The organism is Bacillus sp. z50, from assembly GCF_058313585.1.
Genome location: NZ_JBZFQL010000006.1, coordinates 177,255 through 198,494, shown reverse-complemented (window position 1 = coordinate 198,494; position 21,240 = coordinate 177,255). Strand labels below are relative to the sequence as shown.

Genomic DNA, 21,240 nt, shown 5'->3' with positions numbered 1-21,240 from the left:
TCCGGTAGGTCACTTGTTGGTGACTTATCGGCGCTTTTTTTTACGGGCTATTAGTTTAATGTGGTGGTATGCTGCGGTTATGAGGCATCCAATATCTAAAATTCCCGCTCAATCAATATCTTTTTCGCTCATAAGAGGGGAAATTCGCTCGATAAATTCTGCTTTCGCGCATAAAATAGGGGAAATCGCTCAATAAACCTTGCTTTCGCTCATAAAAAGGGGAAATCGCTCAATAATCACTGTTTTCGCTCTTAAAAAAGGGAAATCGCTCAATAATTCCTGATTTCGCGCATAAAATAGGGAAAACATATAATTCTCCTTCAAAATTACTACTATCTTATTGAAACGCCTAATGAAATAAAAAAATAGAAGGGGGAAAAGTGATTTTCCTCCTTCTACCATTTTTAATTAATGTACTTGTTCGTAAAAATCGATGATTGTTCCTGTTGTTGCATCCGCTATAAATTCATACTGCGTAGATTCAAGGCCTTCTTGCTTTGTAAGTCCACCTTTGTATACATCATAATCCAATTCATTTTTTGTATACTTTTCAGGCTTCATCATAATCCATGAGCCTCTGATGGTCTCTCCGCCTTGTCCAAGTGTACTTTTAATAGTGGACAAAATCTTTTCAGGAGAAGTAATATTGCTTTGATTTGTTAATTCTTTAACGACATAACCTGCTGCAAATCCTGCTGCAACACCTGAAATAAATGTTTTCCAATTCACTTATATTCCTCCAATCAAATGGGTAATAGCTGTTATTTAACATTTGCTTGGTTAATCTATTCCCGTTCATTATACATTTTAAGCTTAAATAGTGCCATCTTTTAACCAACAAACTCCATGTATGTGGTATTTGGAAGTATGATTCTGTAGAATGAGAATAGAGATTATAGAAAATAACATGGTAAAGGGGATACATATATGAAGCAATCTACTCTAGATTTATTTAAGACTCTTACCGAGATTCCAGGAGCACCTGGATTTGAACATGAAGTTCGTTCGTTTATGAAAAAGGAATTATCCAAATACACAGATGAAATCATTCAGGACGGCCTTGGCAGTATTTTTGGTGTGAAACGCGGAAATGACCAAGGACCAAAAATTATGGTTGCCGGACATATGGATGAGGTTGGTTTTATGGTAACCTCTATTACTCCTGAGGGGTTACTTCGTTTTCAAACGCTTGGAGGCTGGTGGGGTCAGGTGTTGCTGGCACAAAGAGTGCAGGTATATACTGAATCAGGCCCTATTATCGGTGTTGTCAGTTCGATTCCGCCACATTTGCTGAGTGAGGCCCAAAGGTCCAAACCTATGGAAATCGGTAATATGCTGATTGATATTGGTGCTGATGATAAAGAGGATGCAATTGCAATGGGAGTGAAACCAGGTCAGCAAATCATCCCATATAGTGAATTCACTCAAATGGCCAATCCTAAAAAAATTCTGGCAAAAGCATGGGACAATCGGTATGGCTGCGGATTGGCGATTGAACTACTGGAAGAGCTTCAAAATGAGACATTGCCTAATATCCTATACAGCGGTGCTACTGTTATGGAAGAAGTCGGTACGAGAGGCGCGGGTACAGCGGCGACGATGATTGATCCTGATATCTTCTTTGCATGTGATGCAAGTCCTGCAAATGATATGTCAGGCAGTAAATCTGTATTCGGTTATCTCGGAAAAGGTCCATTACTTAGAATATATGACCGTACAATGGTCATGCATAAAGGGATGAGAGAATTTATCTTGGATACTGCGGAATCGAATCATATTCCATATCAATATTTTGTTGCTCCAAATGGGGGGACAGATGCAGGGAAAGTACATATTACAAATCGCGGTATACCAAGTGCCGTAATTGGTATATGTTCACGGTATATCCATACGCATGCCTCCATTATTCATATTGATGACTATGCTGCAGCAAAAGAATTATTGGTTAAATTAGTTAGAAGCTGTGATAAAACAACCGTTGAAACGATTAAACAAAACGGTTAATAAAAGAGTTGAGAAGGCAGAGGCATCTATCTGTCTTCTTTTTTAAAGAAAGGATGCAGATTAATGGTTAAAATTGCTTTGGGCACTAAAAATCCGGCGAAAATTAAGGCTGGAGAATTAGCGGGCCGGGAGTTATCAGCTGAGCTTGTTCCGGTTAATGTATCATCTGAGGTAAATGAACAGCCATTCTCGGATGAAGAAACAATTGAGGGTGCTTTAAATAGAGCAAGAAATGCGATGAAGGAAGTTCAGGCTGAATTTGGGCTGGGTCTTGAAGGCGGAGTGGTGAAAACGCCTTATGGATTGTTTATATGCAATTGGGGAGCACTAGTCACGAAAGAAGGCAAAAGCTTTGTCAGTGGCGGTGCACGTATCAAATTACCGGAAAGTATTGCTGAGGAGTTATACTCGGGCAGAGAGCTTGGGCCGGTTATGGATGAATATACAAAGAAACAGGATATCAGGAAGTCAGAAGGAGCTGTTGGTGTATTCTCAAACGGCCGTATAACAAGAGATCGTATGTTTGAGCACATTATTGAATTATTAGTTGGTCAGTATGAGTATCATTTAACAGTAAAGAAGTCGTGATGAGGAGAGTTTAGGAGTCTTAGTATTTTTCATCTTCTGATAGACGCTGAATTTCTTCATGTTTCTTTATTTTGGAAGAGAAGAGCTTCGAAATAATAAACCCGACGAGGGAGATAATACTATTTTTCATGTAATTTCTCACCTTTATCTATGATTTTACTAGTATGATAACATAGGTGATAAAAAAATACTGCTAAAAACGTTGAGGACTGCCGAATTTTGTCAAATAAGGGTAGTTGCTTGTTTTTATCCTTTCTAAGGGCTATTAAGAGCTGGGAATATACTATATGATCTCTCATAGCTACTAAGAGTCAAAAGCCAAATCACCTTTTGATTGAAGAAGGTGATTCTACAACTCAGCGGGCTTTCGCATGATTGCTGCTCCTGGATAAAAGTTACGGATGTACAGCCACTTCCTTTCTGGAGGCAGTTGTTTCCATATAAATCCTTACGAAAGCAGCCATATAAAAAGAGGAGAGATAATTTCTCCTCTTTTCTTGTCTTATGTTTTCTCAATTACAATTAAACAGGTGCTGTCCGGTAGCGGTACAATCTCTCTTTTTTCATTCATAATTTTTACTTTAGGTAAAAGAAATTCTTCGTATCCGTTTTGTAAATAATGATGAAGCTTTATAATTTTTGCCTCTTTACCTAAAGATACATGAATAACTTCTTCATATTCACTTGGAGTAAAATACCCAAATTGTTCTTGTACCTCATGTGGATAAGCCTCTTCTCCCCAAGTATACGTATAGAGGAATTCCATTAAATCATTAACAGGCAGTTTGATAAGAAGACTCTCCAGTCTTTCATACCTGATAGTCCTTCCCTTAAAGTCATGAACATACCTCATAAAGAAGTCCATGCCCTTTGGGTCTTTAAATTCTAGTAGTCTCCATTGGTCTATAGGCTCAGTCATAATTCCGTCACGAATGATGATTCTTCCGCCTTTGTTTAATACTTCAAAAGAACTTTTCAATGCTTGGATAACTACATCTCGATTGAATTTCCTGCCCTTGTACGGAATATAAGAATACATTTCATGTAAGATAGAAGAAAACACAATGGTATCTACGCTTCCTGCCTCATAATAGTCTTTTAATTCCAAGGCGTTTGCCTGTTTTACGTGCCATGATTTATTTTCCCTGAATTTTCGCCTGTTTAATTCCTCTACTACATTAATTGAGATATCAATTCCGATTACAGTTACTTCCGGGTGATTTTCTGATAGGATATCAAGCATCACACCGCCACCAGCTCCAATGTCCAGCATTACCTTCCCTACAGCAAAATCAGATATGACCTTTTTATGATCTTGACCATTATTCATATCGGTTAAATAGTTTTCTTCATTCTGCAAGCGATCAAAAGCATCTTTCCTGAAACCAAAAAAGTCATAAAGTAAGATAATTGCTCTTTCATATATCGGAGACTTTTCGGCTTCCTGGCAAAATTCAATTAATTTCTGACCGGCACTTGAATAACTAAAATGAACCCCTACAATTTGACCTAGTAAGTCTGTGGATTCAATTTGAATTTGAACGTGTTCGTTTACAGGCATCTTTCCTTTTAGTAAATCCTCAATTGTAAACTCACTTAGGAATGTCTCGATAATTCTTTTTTTGTATAGATTAATTACTTTTTGCCCCTTGTAATCATAGTAAATATCCTTCATGAAAGACTCAAAGCTAACCTGTTGTATAGTAAGGGGATTAATTTTCTGGAATATCAATAAGAAAATTTTCAAAAACTCTTCTAAAGAAAACTCTTGTAAAGCAGATTCAAGATACCACATATCTATTTTTTTAAAGAACGATTCTATGTATCTAGCTAATTGATTGTTTTCGAAATACTGAATGTATAGATCATCGAAGTTTTCCCCTCGCTGGATTGAAGATTTTCTTAATCTTCTCATCCGCTCTTTTAGGGGAAGCTCTTTTGCCTGTTCACCTTTGTTTATCCAGGATAGTACTTCTTCTACTTCTTTATTAACGTTGTTCCACAACTGATCCGAAATCGCTTGAATAACACACTGATTTAGGGAATAGAGAATCCTTTCTATGTTATATTCTAAGTTTTTATGTTCCTCGATCCAATAAATTAAGGGACGGAATTGAGAATAATGGATTTCTCCTCTGATAAATTGACCGGCTAACCCATGCGTTAATATGAGAAGATAAACAAGTTCCTCTTTTTCTAAATTGCGGCCGTGTAACGGCAGGTTCATTTATTCATCAGCATAAATTTGAGCTGAACCAATATTATGGATGGCCAATTGGAACCCTTTTTTCTCCCACTCTCTACGTTTGTGCTTCAACCCGCCTTTTGATACCTCAGACCAAATCAAGACCTCTTCAATAATTGACCTTTCATTAATGGGAAGATTCATCTCGTTCAATAACCAAAGGGTTCGTTCTACATAGGATAGAACCGGATTTGGCGGCAATTTCTCTAAAGATTCTACTTGCTCTAAATTTACGTGTTGTTCTTTTGTAAGGTAGAGAAAGTGTATCCACTTATGATTTCTTAATACCTTTGTATTTCCTATCTTTACTTCTTGAATACATTTTAGTGAGTTTAACAAATAAATCCGCCTTTCTAATAAAGCAGAATAATGGGGTGAAAACCATTCTGTTAGGATTATATCTTTATGCATGTTGTAGTTACTTCCATATTATTTCTTCAATGAACGGTGTATATCCTTTTCAGAATGGAAGATATTTGTGGTGAGGATAAAGGGGATTTCTTTATAAATTATAACTATTTTTCTCCCAGCTTATTTGTATTCAATAGCCGTTTATCCTATTAGAGAATGTCTATTGGATGTTTTCGTAAAGATTGTTGCTAATGCCATAAAAAGAGGCAGTGTTTTTGCTATCTCGGATATTCAACTAAAACCCCCTTAGTCAATAAGAACTAACTTCTCTTTCTCAACAATAAATAGAATATAAATCCACTAAGAGTAAATATAACCGTACCAACAAACACCTTTACTAATGAGACACCTATTTGAACAGTATCATCAGTTGCGTGTTTTATCACATTTACTGTCCACCAGTTATAAATTGAAGATTCATATATAGCGAAGTATAGCCACAATAAATAACAGAAGAAAACAAATAAAAAAACACGGATTTTTCTATTCATAACATTCCCCTTCTACAATAAATGTCTTTATAAAACATTAACACTGCCCTTAGTTAAGAAGCTATCTTTATTCTGGCGATATCACAGAATGGTGATTAACTTATTTATTCAGGAGGAACAATCTATGAGATAACAGCCTTGTAGAATCAAAGAGACTTAGACGAGTATTATTCTTTAGAAAATAATTTAAATAGTTGTTTACACCTGTCAAGACAGAAGTTAATATACAAATTAGAGATTTCATTTTAATAGTTTTCATTGAGATTGTGATGGGGAGGGTCAATGAATGGGGAAGGGAAAGGTAAAAGAACGGAAACTATTGGGGATTGCCGGGGTCGCTTGGCTATTCGATGCTATGGATGTTGGAATGCTTTCGTTTATTATCGCGGCTCTGCAGAAGGAGTGGAATTTAACCTCAGAACAAATGGGGTGGATAGGAAGTGTGAACTCTATCGGCATGGCAGTAGGTGCTTTAGTGTTTGGGATTTGGGCTGATCGTATCGGCCGAAAAAATGTATTAATTATTACGCTATTATTATTTTCCTTAGGAAGCGGATTTTCTGCTTTGACGACAAGCTTATCTATTTTTCTGGTTTTCAGATTTTTAATTGGAATGGGGCTTGGCGGTGAATTGCCAGTTGCTTCTACGTTGGTGTCGGAAAGTGTGCCTGCAGAGAGAAGAGGCAGAGTCGTAGTGCTGCTTGAAAGTTTTTGGGCTGCAGGCTGGCTGATTGCGGCGCTTATTTCATACTTTGTCATTCCAACTTATGGCTGGCAAATTGCTTTACTAATCAGTGCACTTCCTGCTTTTTATGCGATTTATTTAAGAATACATCTACCTGATTCTGAGAAGTTTCAAATGGTTAAGGAAAAGAAATCCATCTCAATCGTAAATTCGCTTAAGACACTATGGACTAAAGATTATGCGGTAAAGACTTTGATGCTCTGGATTCTGTGGTTCTGTGTTGTCTTTTCCTATTACGGGATGTTTCTGTGGCTTCCCAGTGTTATGATTTTGAAAGGTTTTACACTCATAAAAAGTTTCCAATATGTTGTTATAATGACCTTGGCGCAATTGCCTGGGTATTTCACGGCTGCCTGGTTTATAGAGAAATTTGGACGTAAATTTGTATTGGTTACATATTTGTTTGGAACAGCTGTAAGTGCTTATTTCTTCGGTAATGCAGAAACATTAACAGCCTTAATGATTTCAGGGTGTTTTCTTTCCTTTTTTAACCTGGGAGCTTGGGGAGCGCTCTATGCCTACTCACCTGAACAATATCCAACTATTATAAGAGGGACTGGCACAGGAATGGCAGCAGCTGTGGGGAGAATAGGAGGTATCCTTGGCCCGCTTGCCGTCGGAAACTTACTGGCTTCTCATACATCTATTGATAAAATCTTCTTACTTTTTAGCATTGCCATTATAATTGGGATGCTGTCTGTATTGATTCTTGGCAAGGAAACTAAAAATGTGACGTTAGAATAGCAATCCTCTGTAGATTTGGGTATGATAACTCATACAAGAGGCTACTCGAGAGGATGATTTTGATATGAAAAAATTAGAAAGTATGGAACATTATAATGAATTGATGTCAAATGGGAAAGTGATGCTTTTATTTTCTGCAAATTGGTGCCCGGATTGCAGATTCATCGAACCATTTATAGGTGACATTGAGGCCGCAAATAAAGAGTATACCTTTATCTATGTGGACCGCGATCAATTTCTTGATCTGTGCATAAAGCTGGATGTCTTTGGAATACCGAGCTTTATTGCATTTGAAGATGGAAAAGAGCTCGGCCGATATGTAAATAAGGACCGGAAGACTCAAGAGCAAATTGAAGATTTCATTGCTTCATTATGATAAACTATTATACTCCCCCCTATTCGGGGGATTTTTTTATTCCGTTCTTACTTCAAAAAAAGCAGAAAAAAGAACGATTAAGTGGAGATAATCGCCCGTATGAACCCGATTGACTCCGTTGGTGCTCTTTGGAATGAAGGAACCCAACCAACAAAGTTACACTTTATTTAGCAGCATGAGTTTAATTAAGCTATAGTAATGTTAAGGAGGAATCCCTATGAAAATGACGACTACTAAAATGAAATCTTTACTTATGGAAAGCTTAGCTGATACAAATTCAAAATTTAATTATAATCGTGATAAAGAGGAATTAAGAATTGAAAATGAAGAAACTGGTAAGGGAATAACAATTGGATTGGCGCCGCTTGTATCGAAGTATGAGCAATCTGGTCAAAAAGCGATTGATGAAGTCCTTTATTATATAAAAGAATCAACGAAAGTAATGGGTACGGAACAATCTTTGAAGGGAAATGAAAAATTAATTTACCCTGTTATCCGTTCGACTTCCTTCCCAATGGAGTCCCGTGAAAATACACCGTTTATTACAGATGAGCATACAGCCGAAACGAGAGTTTATTATGCTCTTGATTTGGGTAATACGTATAGGTTGATTGATGAGGAGCTAATGAGGAAAGAAGGCTGGGATCAAGATTCCATACGTTCAATGGCTATGTTTAATGTCAGGTCATTGCCGATTAAGTCTAAAAAAGACAGTGTACGCGGAAATGACTTTTATTTTATTAATCATAACGATGGATACGATGCTTCAAGAGTCCTGATTGATTCACAAATGAAAACATGGAAGGAAGATATGAAAGGGACAATGGCAGTGGCCATTCCACATCAGGATGTCTTAATCATTGCAGACATACAAAATGATGCAGGTTATGACATTTTAGCACAAATGAATATGCACTTTTTTACAAATGGAAATGTTCCGGTCACCGCTCTGCCATTCCTTTATGAAAATGGAGAATTGGAGCCAATCTTTATTTTAGCAAAGAATCGACCGGTAGAAGACCAATAATATAATAGGAAATTGATACCATTTACAAGGAATATGTCTTAAATGAGTAAATTTTTTGATAAAATAGATACTTGTAATACTAATTTATAACAACCATAGAAAGTGTGAGGAAGGCTATGAGCTTTTTCAAAAAAATCATTGATTGGTTCTATGAGGATGTAGAAGAGGAAGTAGAAGTAGAACCTCGTAATAGCCATGAAAACATTCAAAAAGTACCTAAAAAAGTAAAAAGACAAAAAGAAAATCAAATTGAAATTGAAGCAAGAATTCAATATAGATACCCAAAGGATAATTTCAAATTCCCATTAATCTCAGATGAAGAGTTAATAAGATTAAAAGAACAAAAAAAGAAGCAAAATGAGTTGGGTGTGAAGAAGGAAGTGCACGTGAGGAGATTTGAGAAATCCCCGGCTGCTGTTCCTAAATTGAAAGTGTCTAATCAAAGAATAATACCTAAGCCAGAACCAAAACAGAACGAAGTTGTTCCGAATAAAAAGCCGTTTAGAAGAACAGAAATACCTTCGCCTATTTATGGATTTCAAAATCGACAGACCGGCACTAAAAATCAAAAAATAGTCGAATACGAATTACCACCTGAAACGACCTTAGATTCCGTTCTTGCTTTAATGCATGGAAAGAAAGTGAATCCACCGAGTGTCAATCAAGAACCATCATTTGAAATGGAAAGACAGAATGAGTTGCCGCTGAATTCCGATTTTAAGCATTCAGATGAAGAGATAAAAGAGGAACAGCAAAAAGTCTCGACTAATGATGGAAATAGACATACGGAGGATATCGAGAGTGTGATTGCTCCGCTATTACCTGATACTGTTTCAGCAGAAGATACAGAGGTTGCAGCCACAAGTGAAATAGCATGGAATCCAGTCAGCGAGAATCAGATAATTGAGGAAATGAATGAAGCAATTTTGAACGCTGATTACGAAGATGAAATAACTCAAGAAGAAGGAATCGTGGAAAAAGATACGCTGATCATGCACTCTGGCTCACAGATGGAGCAGGAGGAATTTCAGTCGATTCCAATGATTCATCAGAATCTTGACGAACAAGCTGATGATGAAAATCTGGAGAACAACTTTGGATTACAACCGGAGGAACCAGTTGAAGATTACTACCATTCCCCTTCAGGCAGTGAGGTATATGAGGATATTGAGGAAGCTGATTCTGATATGGAGGAAGACCAACCATACAAGAGAGATGAAATTCAGCAAGCTCATGATTTAATCACGCAGACCCATGAATCTGCAATGAATATAGAAGAAAATCATCAGGTAAGCGGAAATGATGAGAAAAATATAGACATCAGTCACAATGAGAAAAATGGGCAGGATATCATTTTGCTTGACGGAACTGAGGATGAGTTTTCAATCAAGGACATTCAAACGAATGAGCCAGTTTCGAATGAATCTATAGCTTCGTTCGAAACGCAGTCAATCGATCGAACTAATGGTTTGGAGAAATCCGCGCAACTGGATGATACGGAGAACCATATAGATAGAGAAGTCTCTTTATCAGAGCCGAACAGTCCAATGGAAGCAACAGTGACAAGCGATGCTATGGATGAAGAAGAGAGACGAAAAATAGAAAGAGAAAAGCGCATTAGGGAGCGCAGAAAACACATTCCTTTTAACGTTTTAATGCTTAAGAATGATAAAGATCATATTGCAGCAAATCGCAATCAAAAAACGATTGCCGGCAAAGAGGAAAAGCCTTCGGAGCAACCTAAAAAAAAACTGAATGATTCCTATCAATATCCGGATATTTCAATTTTGAAGCCACGAGTGGACATTAGAGAAGATGCTGATTGGCTTGCAGAACAAGCAGCATTGCTAGATGATACACTTGAACAATTCAATGTTAAGGCTAGAGTACATACGTATTCTCAAGGACCTTCTGTAACAAGATTTGAGGTTCAGCCGGATCCTGGTGTTAAGGTTAGTAAAATCACAAATTTAAATGATGATCTAAAACTAAGCCTGGCTGCTAAAGATATTCGTATAGAAGCACCGATTCCCGGGAAACGAATGATTGGAATTGAAATTCCCAATATAAATACACGTCCTGTTTATCTGCGTGAGGTTTTGGAGGAAAAAGTTTTTGCTGAGAATACCTCACCGCTTTCAGTGGCAGTTGGGTTGGACATTTCAGGAAACCCGATTGTAACAGATTTAAAGAAAATGCCGCATGGTTTGGTGGCAGGCTCTACAGGTTCTGGAAAAAGTGTATTTATTAACTCTGTTTTAATCAGTTTATTATATAAATCACACCCATCTGATGTCAGACTCTTATTAATTGATCCGAAAATGGTTGAACTTGCGCCATATAACAATATTCCGCATTTGGCAGCACCGGTTATTACTGATGTAAAAGCTGCAACAGCTGCACTGAAATGGGCAGTAGAAGAGATGGAACGGAGATATGAGTTGTTTGCCCATTCAGGAGTGAGAGATATTGTCAGATATAATGAAAAGGCACTATCATCCGGGCAAATGGAGCATAAGCTGCCTTATTTAGTTATCGTGATTGATGAGCTGGCTGATTTAATGATGATGTCTCCTGCTGACGTAGAGGAAGCGATCTGCCGTATTGCGCAGAAAGCCAGAGCATGCGGGATTCATTTACTGGTGGCAACACAAAGACCATCTGTAGATGTCATTACCGGGTTAATCAAAGCCAATATTCCTACAAGAATTGCTTTTTCCGTTTCTTCACAGGTAGATTCACGTACGATTTTGGACCAAAGTGGAGCTGAAAAATTACTTGGACGGGGAGATATGCTGTTTTTGGAAAATGGAACTTCTAAAACAGTTCGCCTGCAGGGAACTTTTGTAACTGATGATGAGATTGAGGATGTCGTAAAACATGTAATGGCTCAGGCTAAACCGTCCTTTATGTTTGAGCCAAATGAATTGGTAAAAACAAGTGAACATATAGAAGAAAAGGATGAACTCTATTACGAAGTGTGTGAATTTGCGGTTGAGATGGGAGGAGCATCCATATCCAGTCTGCAAAGGCGCTTTAGGATTGGTTATAACAGGGCAGCGAGGCTGATTGATATGCTGGAGAAAGAAGGTATTTTATCAGAATCAAAAGGAAGTAAACCTCGTGATGTGCTTATATCTGAATCTGATTTAGAGGCTATACATGAATCTCAATCCCCTTTTTGAACAGAGGAAAAATTTTTGTATAATAATTTAATTATGAGTATTTCCCAGAAAAGGTAATACTATATTTATGAGAAAATCAGTTAGAAAAATTGTACGAAATCGATTTATAGGTTTATAATCATACAAGTTATATCTTTAACGCAATGAAGATATTGATTGCATGTGCTCGTTATAATAGTAATCTAACTGGTTTTAAATACTTATATTGTTTCAATTAGTAAAGCCTAAACAGGCATAGCAGGCAAATTGCAATTAGCAAAAAAAAGAGACCGTCATATACTGTTTTACAGCATTGACGTATGTTGGAGGTTCATTCTATGACAGTTTATCACTTCGTAGGTATAAAAGGATCCGGGATGAGCGCGTTAGCCCAAATCCTAAATGATATGGGATATCAGGTACAGGGTTCAGATTATGAAAAAAGATTTTTTACCCAAATCGCACTTGAAAATGCCGGTATAAAAATATTGCCATTTAATAAAGAAAATATTAAACCAGGTATGACAATCATTGCAGGAAATGCTTTTCCTGATAGTCATGATGAGATTGTTCAAGCTTTAGAACTTGGTTTGCCAGTCATTCGCTATCCACGATTTCTTGGAGATTTCCTTAAAAAGTTCGTGAGCATAGCTGTTACAGGCGCGCATGGAAAAACATCGACTACCGGCTTAATGTCTCATGTAATCAGCGGAGCTGAGCCAACGTCATTTTTAATTGGAGATGGAACGGGTAAGGGAGAAGCAGATTCTAAATACTTTGTATTCGAAGCTTGCGAATACCGAAGACACTTTTTATCCTACGATCCGGATTATGCCATTATGACCAATATTGATTTTGACCATCCGGATTATTTTGCAAATCTTGATGATGTGTTCTCTGCCTTTCAAGAGATGGCACTGCAAGTAAATAAAGGAATTATTGCCTGTGGTGATGATGAGCAGCTACAAAAAATCCAGGCGAAAGTACCGGTCATATTTTATGGGTTTAACGAAGAAAATGATTTCCAGGCTAAAAATATTGTCACTTCAGAAGCTGGAACTACATTCGATGTGCATGTAAGAAATAATTATTATGAGACATTTACGATTCCAATGTTTGGGCGCCATACAGTTTTAAATGCGCTAGCTGTTATTGCACTTTGTCAATATGAGGATATTGATGTGGAGATCATTAAGGAACGCCTAATGTCATTTACTGGCGTTAAGAGACGTTTCTCTGAAAAACAACTTGATCATCAAATCTTAATTGATGATTATGCCCATCATCCAACAGAGATAAAGGCAACAATTGATTCAGCTCGACAAAAGTATCCTGATCGGGAGATTGTAGCTGTATTTCAGCCGCATACCTTCTCTAGAACTCAGAAGTTTTTGGATGATTTTGCTGAAAGCTTAAAAGAAGCAGATAAAGTATACTTATGTGAAATTTTCGGATCAGCAAGAGAGTTGAATGGGAAATTAACAGTTAAAGATCTTTGTAATAAGGTGGACGGTGCTCAAATTATTCAGGAGGAAGATCCGTCTATCCTTAAAAATCATCACAATGGTGTATTATTATTTATGGGTGCTGGAGATATTCAAAAAGTGCAAGCAGCCTATGAGAGCTTTATAACGAAATAAATGCACATAAAGACCCTTCGAGAGTAATCAGTAAGTACTCTTGAAGGGTTTTTTATTTATTTTAGATTTTCAGGATTTAATTTCTCTAATTCTGGGAGAACGAATCTGCCGTCTTTTCTAATTAGTCGATCATCAAAATATATTTCGCCGCCTCCATAATCTTTACGTTGGATATTAACCAAATCCCAATGAATGCTGGAGTGATTACCATTTGGCGCCTCATCATAGCTTTGACCCGGTGTAAAGTGAAAGCTTCCATCAATTTTTTCATCAAATAGAATATCCTGCATTGGATTGGTTATATATGGATTAACCCCTATCGCAAATTCGCCGATATAACGTGCGCCTTCATCACTATCAAATACCTTATTGATTCTTTCTGTGTCATTCGCTGTTGCCTTAACGATTTTTCCGTTTTCGAATGTTAGACATACATTTTCATATGTAAATCCCTGATATGGAGATGGGGTATTATACGTAATGGTGCCATTTACAGAATCACGTACAGGTGCGGTATACACTTCACCATCTGGGATATTACGCTCCCCTGCACATTTAATGGCAGGAATGCCTTTAATAGAAAAATGTAAATCTGTTCCTGGACCTGTAATGCGTACTTTGTCCGTTTGATTCATTAACTCGACTAGGCTGTCCATCGCCTCAGACATTTTGGCATAATTAAGATTACATACATTAAAATAAAAATCTTCAAATCCTTCTGTACTCATTTTTGCCAGCTGAGCCATTGAATTGGTTGGGTAACGAAGGACCACCCATTTCGTTTTTGGAACTCGGATGTCTCTATGTACTTTATTTTGTACGGTCTGTCCATAGATTTTCATTTTATTAGCAGGGACATCAGAATATTCTGAAATATTATCGCCTGCACGAAGACCTATGTATGCATCCATTTTACTCATAACCTGTGATTCAAATTCGGCGATTAATCTATAGTGTTCTTCAGTTGCACCTAATAGTAACTGTCTTTCAATGGTTTGATCCTTTGTTGAAACGAATGGATATCCACCTGCCTCATATGCTTCACTTACCAATGCTTTAACCAATTCTGGTTGTATACCGAAATTTTCTATAAGTACTTTTTCACCTTTTTGTAATTTTACAGAATAGTTAATTAGATTATGAGCTAATTGCTGAATTCTTGGATCCCTCATAAAAAAAATCTCCTTTCATCTCTAAACTTTAATTTAATTGTATCTTACTTTAGTAATAATATTAAGGTGGAAGGAACATTGTGGATCAGAATAAATTCCTATATAGTTTAAATAAGGAGATAAAGGGTAAAAACTAATTATAATTTAGAGATGGAGTGAAGACGATGGAAATTATCTTATATTTAAGCGTGGCATTGATTGCCATAGCGTTCCTGGTTCTTGTTATTTATCTTTCAAGAACATTAAAATCCCTTCAAACAACAATGGAGAGTGTATCTAGCACATTAACAGGCCTAGAAACTCAGATGCAAGGCATAACAACCGAGACAACACTGCTGCTACATAAGACGAATGCTTTGGCTGAAGATATTCAGCATAAATCTGAGAATCTAAATACGGTTGTTGATGCAGTTAAAGGTGTGGGAGGATCGATTCAACGTGTGAATCAAACCATTGACCAGATTACAAACCGAGTTCAATTAGCAGCGAGTCAAAATGACGAAAAAATTACCCAAGTAGTTCAATGGGGAAATGCATGCATTGAGCTTGTGAATAAGTGGAAAAAGCATAAAGCTGAACAGAGTACAGCAATCTATACCGAATCTGAAGCAGGCAGAGATGTTACTTTACCTTCACAAGAAACCAGATATCAACGTTCTCAATCTTAATTAACCATAAAAAAGGAGATGTTTAAGAATGAATAATAAAAATGATAATTTTAATCAAGATAATGGTATGTCAACAAAAGATTTTGTAGTAGGAGCAATAGTAGGCGGGCTTGTTGGAGCAGCTACTGCACTGTTTTTAGCACCTAAGTCCGGTAAAGAACTTCGTCATGATTTATCTGAACAAGGCAGCGTTTTAATGGAAAAAGGAACTCCATTGATTGAAAAGGGTTCTGCTTTAAAACAAACGGCTACAGAAAAGGGATCTGCTTTAAAACAAACAGCCACTGAAAAAGGAATTGCTCTAAAACAAACAGCTCAAGAAAAAGGAACAGAATGGATTTCTGTCGCAAGAGAAAAAGGTGCACCATTAACAGAAGCGGTTAAGAAAAAGTTTGGAAGCACGACAAATGAAGAAAGCAACAGTCAATCATCTGATACAAAGGAAAATCAAACAGATAAGAAGATGGATAGTAATGTTGTAGTTGATTCCCCAGATGACGTTTATGTTGGAGAAGAAAACATAGACAGTAAAAATACTGCTAAAGAAGAAACGTATGCTTCTGAAAAAACTGGTTTCAATTCTACAGCCAGCGGAAATACATCTTCAGGTAAAACACCGTCCAATAGCTCGAATAATACAATAAAAGTTGATTTAGGTTCTAATTCTTCTAATTCAACTGGAAATAAAAATAATTCAGCAACCAATTCGAAAAACACAACGAATAAAAAATAAAAGTGGTTTGGAATAAACACAAATGGGGGGATATGGATGAAAAAGATTACTAACGAAGAGGAATTACAGCAACTTTTAGAGCATGATGTTTTTCTGCTTCTGAAGCATAGCCTTACATGTCCAATTAGTGGTGCAGCTTTTGATGAGTATTCCCAGTTTGTCGCTGAGCATCCTGCTATAGCTACAGCTTATCTAGCTGTACAGGAAGCCAAACCACTATCAGAGCATGTTCGAGATTTAACCGGAATTAAACATGAGTCACCGCAAGCTATATTATTTAAAAATAGTGAGGCTGTGTGGAATACATCTCATGGAAGAATTACAGCCCAAAATCTAGAACAGGCACTTAAAGAATATATCTAAATAGAAACCGGTAAGGAATTTAATTCCTTACCGGTTTACTTTGGTCGGATAATTCTGTGAGTTGAACCAAACAATTTCAAGTTGATCACCATCTTGGATTTCATTGTAAAATGTGACTTCCTGTTTATTCCGCATAAGGTGAAAGCCGCCCGGATTATTCTTGGGAAGTTCTATTTCTATGTACCGAAATAGATCCTGGAATATAAAAGCGGATTCTTTATTAAAGTTTATTTTTAGTTGCTCCCCGTTAAAAAGGATATCTGTATCACTTAAGGACTTATCTTCTCGATAGACTGTATAGCTGTTATTTGTCAACGTAAGTGGTTGACCATTAAACGTAACAGATATTTGATTAATCTCTTCAGCCTTATAGACACCTATTAAATCTTTGACTGTGATTGCTTTTCTACGAACTAAGGTGAGGCGATCATGATCGGCTATCCGATGGTTAAAAGATACACCTTTTCCGTTAACATATATGGCACCTGAAAACGAGACGAAGCTTTCCGGCCGGCCATTGATAACTAGATTAAACGGGACAAGTTCGTCCAGTATAGAATTCAAGCCAGCGAACAATAGTGCATCCTGCACAGTCTCTGGCATTTTAAAAGCAATCCGATCACCATCATGAATATCTTCGTGGCCATCAGCAGGAAAACCATTCATAAATAGGGTACAAGGAATTTCATATTTCTCTTCGTTTATATAAATCTCCCTCATAGGCAGTTCATCAAGTAATTCTCTTAATATCACAGATGTTTCAGAACCGTCTTTTCCCTTATCTATCCATAGCTGATCTCCAGGGGTTAATGGGGAATCAAGAGAGCAAGACACATTATTTCTTTTGATTTGCGGAGGCTCTCCGTGTGTACCTGGTATGGTAATATTTCTGCCGTTAATACTAACAATCTTCGCATTTCCAGGTTTACCGTATAGCTTTGTTAAATGAAGTCCTGCTGCAAGCAAGGCATCTCCTATAGTCAGTTGCTTAAGATCAAATAAACGAACTGGGGTCCCATTTACTTCAACAGAAACATAATGAATTGGATTAACATCTGATGAAATGGCTATTCCAATGGGCGTAACGAGTTCGGGTCCTTTAATGTAATCTGACTCAATCACTAAATTTTTGATAGCGTCTATTCCGCGTATAGCAACTCTATTGGCAGGCAGATTTAATTTCTTTGCCAAAATATCTGGTAAGCGCGGTGTTAAGCTACCTCCGCCAATAAGCATAACGGCTTGCGGAGGCTTAGCATTATTCAGTTGCAAAATTTCTCGGCTAATGGAATCTGCTAATTTTTCAATGGCGGGATAGATGGCTGTAATCATTTCTTCTTTTGGGATCTCTGATTCGAAACCAAGAATATCACTGATTTTGACAAACTCCTGTTCATTTATGGATCTCTTGGTATCTTCCGCATTCGGGAAATCAAGTAAATACTGATCACTGATTTCCTCTGTTATCTCATCTCCAGCAACAGGGACCATTCCGTAGGCAATAACGGTTCGTTCATCTGTAATCGCTATATCAGAAGTACCAGCTCCAATGTCAACAAGGCATACGTTGAGCCTTCTCATAGAGGGTGGAATAAGGACATGAATTGCAGCAATTGGTTCAAGAGTAAGTGCTTCTAGCTCAAGATTTACTCTTTTGAGTGCAGCAAACAGTGATTCAACGACCACTCGCGGCAGAAAAGTAGCGATAATTTCTGCTTCTGCTTCATCCCCTTTTTGGTCAAGTAAATTTCCGATTTCCTGACCATCAAGATAGTAATGGAGAACAGAATAGCCTACACAATAATAATGATAATTACTTTGGATGTCTTCTTTTTCAGCTACCTGAAACTGTGCTTGTTGTACAGCAGCTAATTCCAGATGAATGCGGTCATCGGCAGACAGGAGAGGCTTGCCGGATATGGGAATAGATGATCTCCCAATCTCTGTACGCAAAGCACGTCCTGCAGCTGCTACACATACTTTAGTAAGAGGACCGTGCTTTTTTTCAAGTGTAAGCTTAATATCGAGTATAACGTTGGAAACAGCTACGACATCATGAATCTGGCCATCCAGCATGGCACGCTCAGTATGTTCTCTAATGATGACGTCTGTAACGACATATTGATCGAGGCGTATTTCTAATATGATTCCTACAACTGAGCGAGTGCCAATATCGAGAGCAAAAATTTTTTTGGTCAAGGATTCGTCTCTCCTTTTATGCTTTAACACTTAAAAGCGGTTTATTGATAAAGGTTTAATAGTGACAATACCGAATTAATCCGTTATAATAGTTTCAATTATATACTGAAATGTAAAATATTTTACTAAGTGATTTAGAAATTTTTAAAATATATGTAACCCAGGCTAAAACATGCAATGCAGAACAGAGAGGATGAGTGATATTGAGTAATATGGAACTGGATGTATTAAGAGAACAACTGGATAATTTGAATTTGCAATTATTAAAGCTTATTAACGAACGAGGAAAAGTTGTACAACAAATCGGTGAATTAAAAGGTAAGCAAAGCCAGTATCGTTTTGATCCTGTTAGAGAAAGAGAAATGCTTAATACACTTATCCAAAATAATGATGGTCCATTTGAAAAATCAACCATTGAACATATTTTCAAGGAAATATTTAAAGCAAGCCTTGAACTACAGGAAGATGATCATCGTAAAGCATTGCTTGTTTCCCGTAAAAAGCATCCTGATGATACTATAATTGATTTGAAGGGTGAGAAAGTGGGAAATGGACAACCGTCCTTTGTGTTTGGCCCATGTGCGGTAGAATCCTATGAACAAGTAGCGACTGTAGCAAAAGCTGTTAAGGATAAAGGATATAAATTACTTCGAGGCGGAGCTTATAAACCGAGAACATCCCCTTATGATTTCCAAGGGTTGGGTGAAGAAGGATTAAAAATCCTGAAAAGGGTTGCTGATGAATTCGATTTGGCTGTTATAAGCGAAATTGTAAACCCGGCGGATATTGAGACTGCGGTTAAGTATATTGATGTGATACAGATTGGTGCTCGTAATATGCAGAACTTTGAGTTGTTAAAAGCAGCGGGAGCGGTCAATAAACCCGTTCTGCTAAAAAGAGGGCTGGCAGCGACAATTGAAGAGTTCATTAACGCAGCTGAATATATAATGGCGCAGGGAAATGGAAATATCATATTATGTGAACGCGGAATTCGTACGTATGAAAAAGCTACACGGAATACATTGGATATTTCAGCTGTACCTATACTGAAAAAGGAAACGCATTTACCGGTAATGGTGGATGTTACGCATTCGACCGGCCGAAGAGATCTGCTAATTCCAACTGCTAAAGCTGCATTGGCAATCGGTGCTGATGGGGTTATGGCTGAAGTTCATCCGGATCCGGCAGTTGCTCTTTCCGATTCCGCACAACAGATGGATCTAAACCAATTTGATACGTTTGTAAACGAGATTAATCAATTTACCAAGCAGACAGGTATCAGAATTTAATAAATATGGAGTTGCTATTTGGCAACTCTTTTTCATTTTTCTCCAATAGATTAACGAATCAATAGTCCCTGAATTTTTCAGTGGAATTTTTATAATTTATTATTCAAATGCTATCATTTTAAAGAAGTACTGAGTTAGTCTTAGTGAAAATTGGATTTGTTATGTATACAATAGTAAGAAAATAGATAAAGTGTTTATTTGCACGAATTTAGAGGGTAGAGTATTATTATAATAACATACTAAATGGTACTTAATTGAATACTATTAGGATTAGAATAGAGAAATTTGGGCGGTGTAAAAAATGAATATTACAATTTATGATGTAGCTCGTGAAGCAAATGTTTCCATGGCAACTGTATCACGTGTTGTCAATGGTAATCCAAACGTTAAACCGGCAACACGTAAAAAAGTAAATGAAGTAATTGAAAGACTTGGCTACAGACCGAATGCTGTGGCACGCGGATTAGCAAGTAAGAAAACAACAACAGTCGGAGTTATTATCCCAGATATCTCCAGTATCTTCTATGCTGAATTAGCAAGAGGGATTGAAGATATTGCTACCATGTATAAATATAATATTATTTTAAGTAACTCGGATTCAAATGAAGAAAAAGAAAGCCGACTAATCCAAACGATGCTTGGCAAACAAGTCGATGGACTTGTCTTTATGAGTTCAAATATTACGGATGAGCATATTGAAGAATTCAAGAAATCACCGGTTCCTGTTGTATTGGCAGGTACAATTGAAGATTCTGCTCAAATTCCATCTGTGAATATTGATTATGAACAAGCAGTGATGGATGCGATTAAATCTTTTGCTGATCGTGGACATAAGAATATTGCCATGGTATCAGGATCTTTTCAAAATGCAATTATAGAGAAAAAAATGGTGCCGGGATACCGAAAAGCATTGGAGGCAGCTAATATTCCTTATAATGAAGAATATCTAGTAGAAACAGATGCATCCTATGATGACGGAATCGAAGCCTTGAACCAGCTAATGGAATTGGATAATAAACCGACAGCTATTTTTGTATGCTCAGATGAGGCAGCTCTTGGTATCATTCATGCAGCACAAGATAAAGGTATCTCCATACCGGAGGATCTTGAAGTAATCAGTTCGGATAGCACGAGATTATCTTTAATGGTGCGACCTCGCCTAACGTCGGTTGTTCAGCCATTATATGATATTGGTGCTGTTTCCATGCGCTTGCTGACAAAGCTTATGAACAAAGAAGAGGTAGATGAATCCTCTGTAATTCTGCCGTACAGAATTGAAGAGAGAGATTCAACAAAATAAAAAATAAAAAAAGCTGAGCCATTTTGTGAATAGTTCTACAAATGGTTCAGCTTTTTATTTTAGTAAAACAGGTAGTATACA

The 21,240-nt window shown here is 37.2% G+C and carries 17 protein-coding genes; 12 read left to right on the top strand and 5 right to left on the bottom strand.

All coding sequences use genetic code 11. The features are described from left to right. Positions 1-408 precede the first annotated feature (408 nt). A complete protein-coding gene (locus tag AC4G3N_RS16400) occupies positions 409-729 on the bottom strand; it encodes a hypothetical protein (RefSeq protein WP_139892783.1) in 321 nt (106 codons plus the stop codon). A gap of 198 nt (positions 730-927) precedes the next feature. On the opposite strand from AC4G3N_RS16400, the gene AC4G3N_RS16395 reads away from it, so the two are divergent. Further along, positions 928-2,004: a M42 family metallopeptidase gene (locus AC4G3N_RS16395; protein WP_066109090.1), complete on the top strand. Its 1,077-nt coding sequence runs from the start codon at positions 928-930 to the stop codon at positions 2,002-2,004. A gap of 63 nt (positions 2,005-2,067) precedes the next feature. Beyond that, positions 2,068-2,592: a DUF84 family protein gene (locus AC4G3N_RS16390; protein WP_066109087.1), complete on the top strand. Its 525-nt coding sequence runs from the start codon at positions 2,068-2,070 to the stop codon at positions 2,590-2,592. 502 nt (positions 2,593-3,094) lie between these two features. Here the strand turns inward: AC4G3N_RS16390 and AC4G3N_RS16385 are convergent. Both AC4G3N_RS16385 and AC4G3N_RS16380 read right to left on the bottom strand, forming a co-directional pair. Then, positions 3,095-4,819, bottom strand: a complete 1,725-nt coding sequence (locus AC4G3N_RS16385) for a class I SAM-dependent methyltransferase (RefSeq protein WP_491090668.1) — start codon at positions 4,817-4,819, stop codon at positions 3,095-3,097. Beyond that, positions 4,820-5,248: a hypothetical protein gene (locus AC4G3N_RS16380; protein WP_491090666.1), complete on the bottom strand. Its 429-nt coding sequence runs from the start codon at positions 5,246-5,248 to the stop codon at positions 4,820-4,822. 777 nt (positions 5,249-6,025) lie between these two features. Between AC4G3N_RS16380 and AC4G3N_RS16375 the strand changes: the two genes are divergently transcribed. The 5 genes from AC4G3N_RS16375 to murC all read left to right on the top strand — a co-directional run bounded on the left by AC4G3N_RS16375 (position 6,026) and on the right by murC (position 13,435). Then, positions 6,026-7,228: an MFS transporter gene (locus AC4G3N_RS16375; RefSeq protein WP_491090664.1), complete on the top strand. Its 1,203-nt coding sequence runs from the start codon at positions 6,026-6,028 to the stop codon at positions 7,226-7,228. Positions 7,229-7,292: 64 nt separating this feature from the next. Continuing rightward, complete coding sequence (locus AC4G3N_RS16370) at positions 7,293-7,604, top strand: thioredoxin family protein (protein WP_066109075.1); 312 nt, start codon at positions 7,293-7,295, stop codon at positions 7,602-7,604. Between the two features lie 217 nt (positions 7,605-7,821). After that, entirely contained in the window at positions 7,822-8,631 is an 810-nt protein-coding gene (locus AC4G3N_RS16365; protein WP_066109073.1) for a DUF1444 domain-containing protein, read from the top strand. Positions 8,632-8,747: 116 nt separating this feature from the next. Next, positions 8,748-11,816 (top strand): DNA translocase FtsK, encoded by a 3,069-nt coding sequence (locus AC4G3N_RS16360; protein ID WP_491090661.1) that lies wholly within the window; start codon positions 8,748-8,750, stop codon positions 11,814-11,816. Between the two features lie 317 nt (positions 11,817-12,133). Further along, a complete protein-coding gene (gene murC, locus AC4G3N_RS16355) occupies positions 12,134-13,435 on the top strand; it encodes a UDP-N-acetylmuramate--L-alanine ligase (protein WP_066109068.1) in 1,302 nt (433 codons plus the stop codon). Between the two features lie 56 nt (positions 13,436-13,491). Here murC and AC4G3N_RS16350 read toward each other — a convergent pair whose 3' ends face one another. Then, positions 13,492-14,607 carry an aminopeptidase gene (locus tag AC4G3N_RS16350; protein ID WP_491090659.1) on the bottom strand — a complete coding sequence of 372 codons (1,116 nt, stop codon included), beginning with the start codon at positions 14,605-14,607 and terminating at the stop codon, positions 13,492-13,494. Positions 14,608-14,771: 164 nt separating this feature from the next. Here AC4G3N_RS16350 and AC4G3N_RS16345 point away from each other — a divergent pair, with 164 nt between their 5' ends. The 3 genes from AC4G3N_RS16345 to ytxJ are packed head-to-tail and all read left to right on the top strand — an operon-like array spanning position 14,772 to position 16,371. Next, positions 14,772-15,275 (top strand): DUF948 domain-containing protein, encoded by a 504-nt coding sequence (locus AC4G3N_RS16345; RefSeq protein ID WP_066109062.1) that lies wholly within the window; start codon positions 14,772-14,774, stop codon positions 15,273-15,275. 28 nt (positions 15,276-15,303) lie between these two features. After that, a complete protein-coding gene (locus tag AC4G3N_RS16340) occupies positions 15,304-16,008 on the top strand; it encodes a YtxH domain-containing protein (RefSeq protein ID WP_066109059.1) in 705 nt (234 codons plus the stop codon). 36 nt (positions 16,009-16,044) lie between these two features. Further along, on the top strand, positions 16,045-16,371 hold the full coding sequence (gene ytxJ, locus AC4G3N_RS16335) for a bacillithiol system redox-active protein YtxJ (RefSeq protein ID WP_066109056.1): 327 nt from the start codon (positions 16,045-16,047) through the stop codon (positions 16,369-16,371). Positions 16,372-16,398: 27 nt separating this feature from the next. On the opposite strand, the gene AC4G3N_RS16330 is transcribed toward ytxJ, so the two are convergent. Continuing rightward, positions 16,399-18,570, bottom strand: coding sequence for a cell division protein FtsA (locus tag AC4G3N_RS16330; protein ID WP_148631023.1), 2,172 nt, complete (start codon positions 18,568-18,570; stop codon positions 16,399-16,401). Between the two features lie 203 nt (positions 18,571-18,773). Here AC4G3N_RS16330 and AC4G3N_RS16325 point away from each other — a divergent pair, with 203 nt between their 5' ends. Beyond that, the gene (locus tag AC4G3N_RS16325; protein ID WP_066109050.1) at positions 18,774-19,859 is read left to right on the top strand and encodes a bifunctional 3-deoxy-7-phosphoheptulonate synthase/chorismate mutase; all 1,086 of its coding nucleotides are present in this window, start codon (positions 18,774-18,776) and stop codon (positions 19,857-19,859) included. Positions 19,860-20,160: 301 nt separating this feature from the next. Next, complete coding sequence (gene ccpA / locus AC4G3N_RS16320) at positions 20,161-21,159, top strand: catabolite control protein A (RefSeq protein ID WP_066109047.1); 999 nt, start codon at positions 20,161-20,163, stop codon at positions 21,157-21,159. The last annotated feature ends 81 nt before the right edge of the window (positions 21,160-21,240 follow it).

What these genes read in the sequence shown, in the direction of transcription:
- AC4G3N_RS16395 (WP_066109090.1), top strand. Translation starts at nt 928, where the DNA reads ATGAAGCAATCTACTCTAGATTTATTTAAGACTCTTACCGAGATTCCA.
- AC4G3N_RS16390 (WP_066109087.1), top strand. Translation starts at nt 2,068, where the DNA reads ATGGTTAAAATTGCTTTGGGCACTAAAAATCCGGCGAAAATTAAGGCT.
- AC4G3N_RS16385 (WP_491090668.1), bottom strand. Translation starts at nt 4,819, where the DNA reads ATGAACCTGCCGTTACACGGCCGCAATTTAGAAAAAGAGGAACTTGTT.
- AC4G3N_RS16380 (WP_491090666.1), bottom strand. Translation starts at nt 5,248, where the DNA reads ATGCATAAAGATATAATCCTAACAGAATGGTTTTCACCCCATTATTCT.
- AC4G3N_RS16375 (WP_491090664.1), top strand. Translation starts at nt 6,026, where the DNA reads ATGGGGAAGGGAAAGGTAAAAGAACGGAAACTATTGGGGATTGCCGGG.
- AC4G3N_RS16370 (WP_066109075.1), top strand. Translation starts at nt 7,293, where the DNA reads ATGAAAAAATTAGAAAGTATGGAACATTATAATGAATTGATGTCAAAT.
- AC4G3N_RS16365 (WP_066109073.1), top strand. Translation starts at nt 7,822, where the DNA reads ATGAAAATGACGACTACTAAAATGAAATCTTTACTTATGGAAAGCTTA.
- AC4G3N_RS16360 (WP_491090661.1), top strand. Translation starts at nt 8,748, where the DNA reads ATGAGCTTTTTCAAAAAAATCATTGATTGGTTCTATGAGGATGTAGAA.
- murC (WP_066109068.1), top strand. Translation starts at nt 12,134, where the DNA reads ATGACAGTTTATCACTTCGTAGGTATAAAAGGATCCGGGATGAGCGCG.
- AC4G3N_RS16350 (WP_491090659.1), bottom strand. Translation starts at nt 14,607, where the DNA reads ATGAGGGATCCAAGAATTCAGCAATTAGCTCATAATCTAATTAACTAT.
- AC4G3N_RS16345 (WP_066109062.1), top strand. Translation starts at nt 14,772, where the DNA reads ATGGAAATTATCTTATATTTAAGCGTGGCATTGATTGCCATAGCGTTC.
- AC4G3N_RS16340 (WP_066109059.1), top strand. Translation starts at nt 15,304, where the DNA reads ATGAATAATAAAAATGATAATTTTAATCAAGATAATGGTATGTCAACA.
- ytxJ (WP_066109056.1), top strand. Translation starts at nt 16,045, where the DNA reads ATGAAAAAGATTACTAACGAAGAGGAATTACAGCAACTTTTAGAGCAT.
- ccpA (WP_066109047.1), top strand. Translation starts at nt 20,161, where the DNA reads ATGAATATTACAATTTATGATGTAGCTCGTGAAGCAAATGTTTCCATG.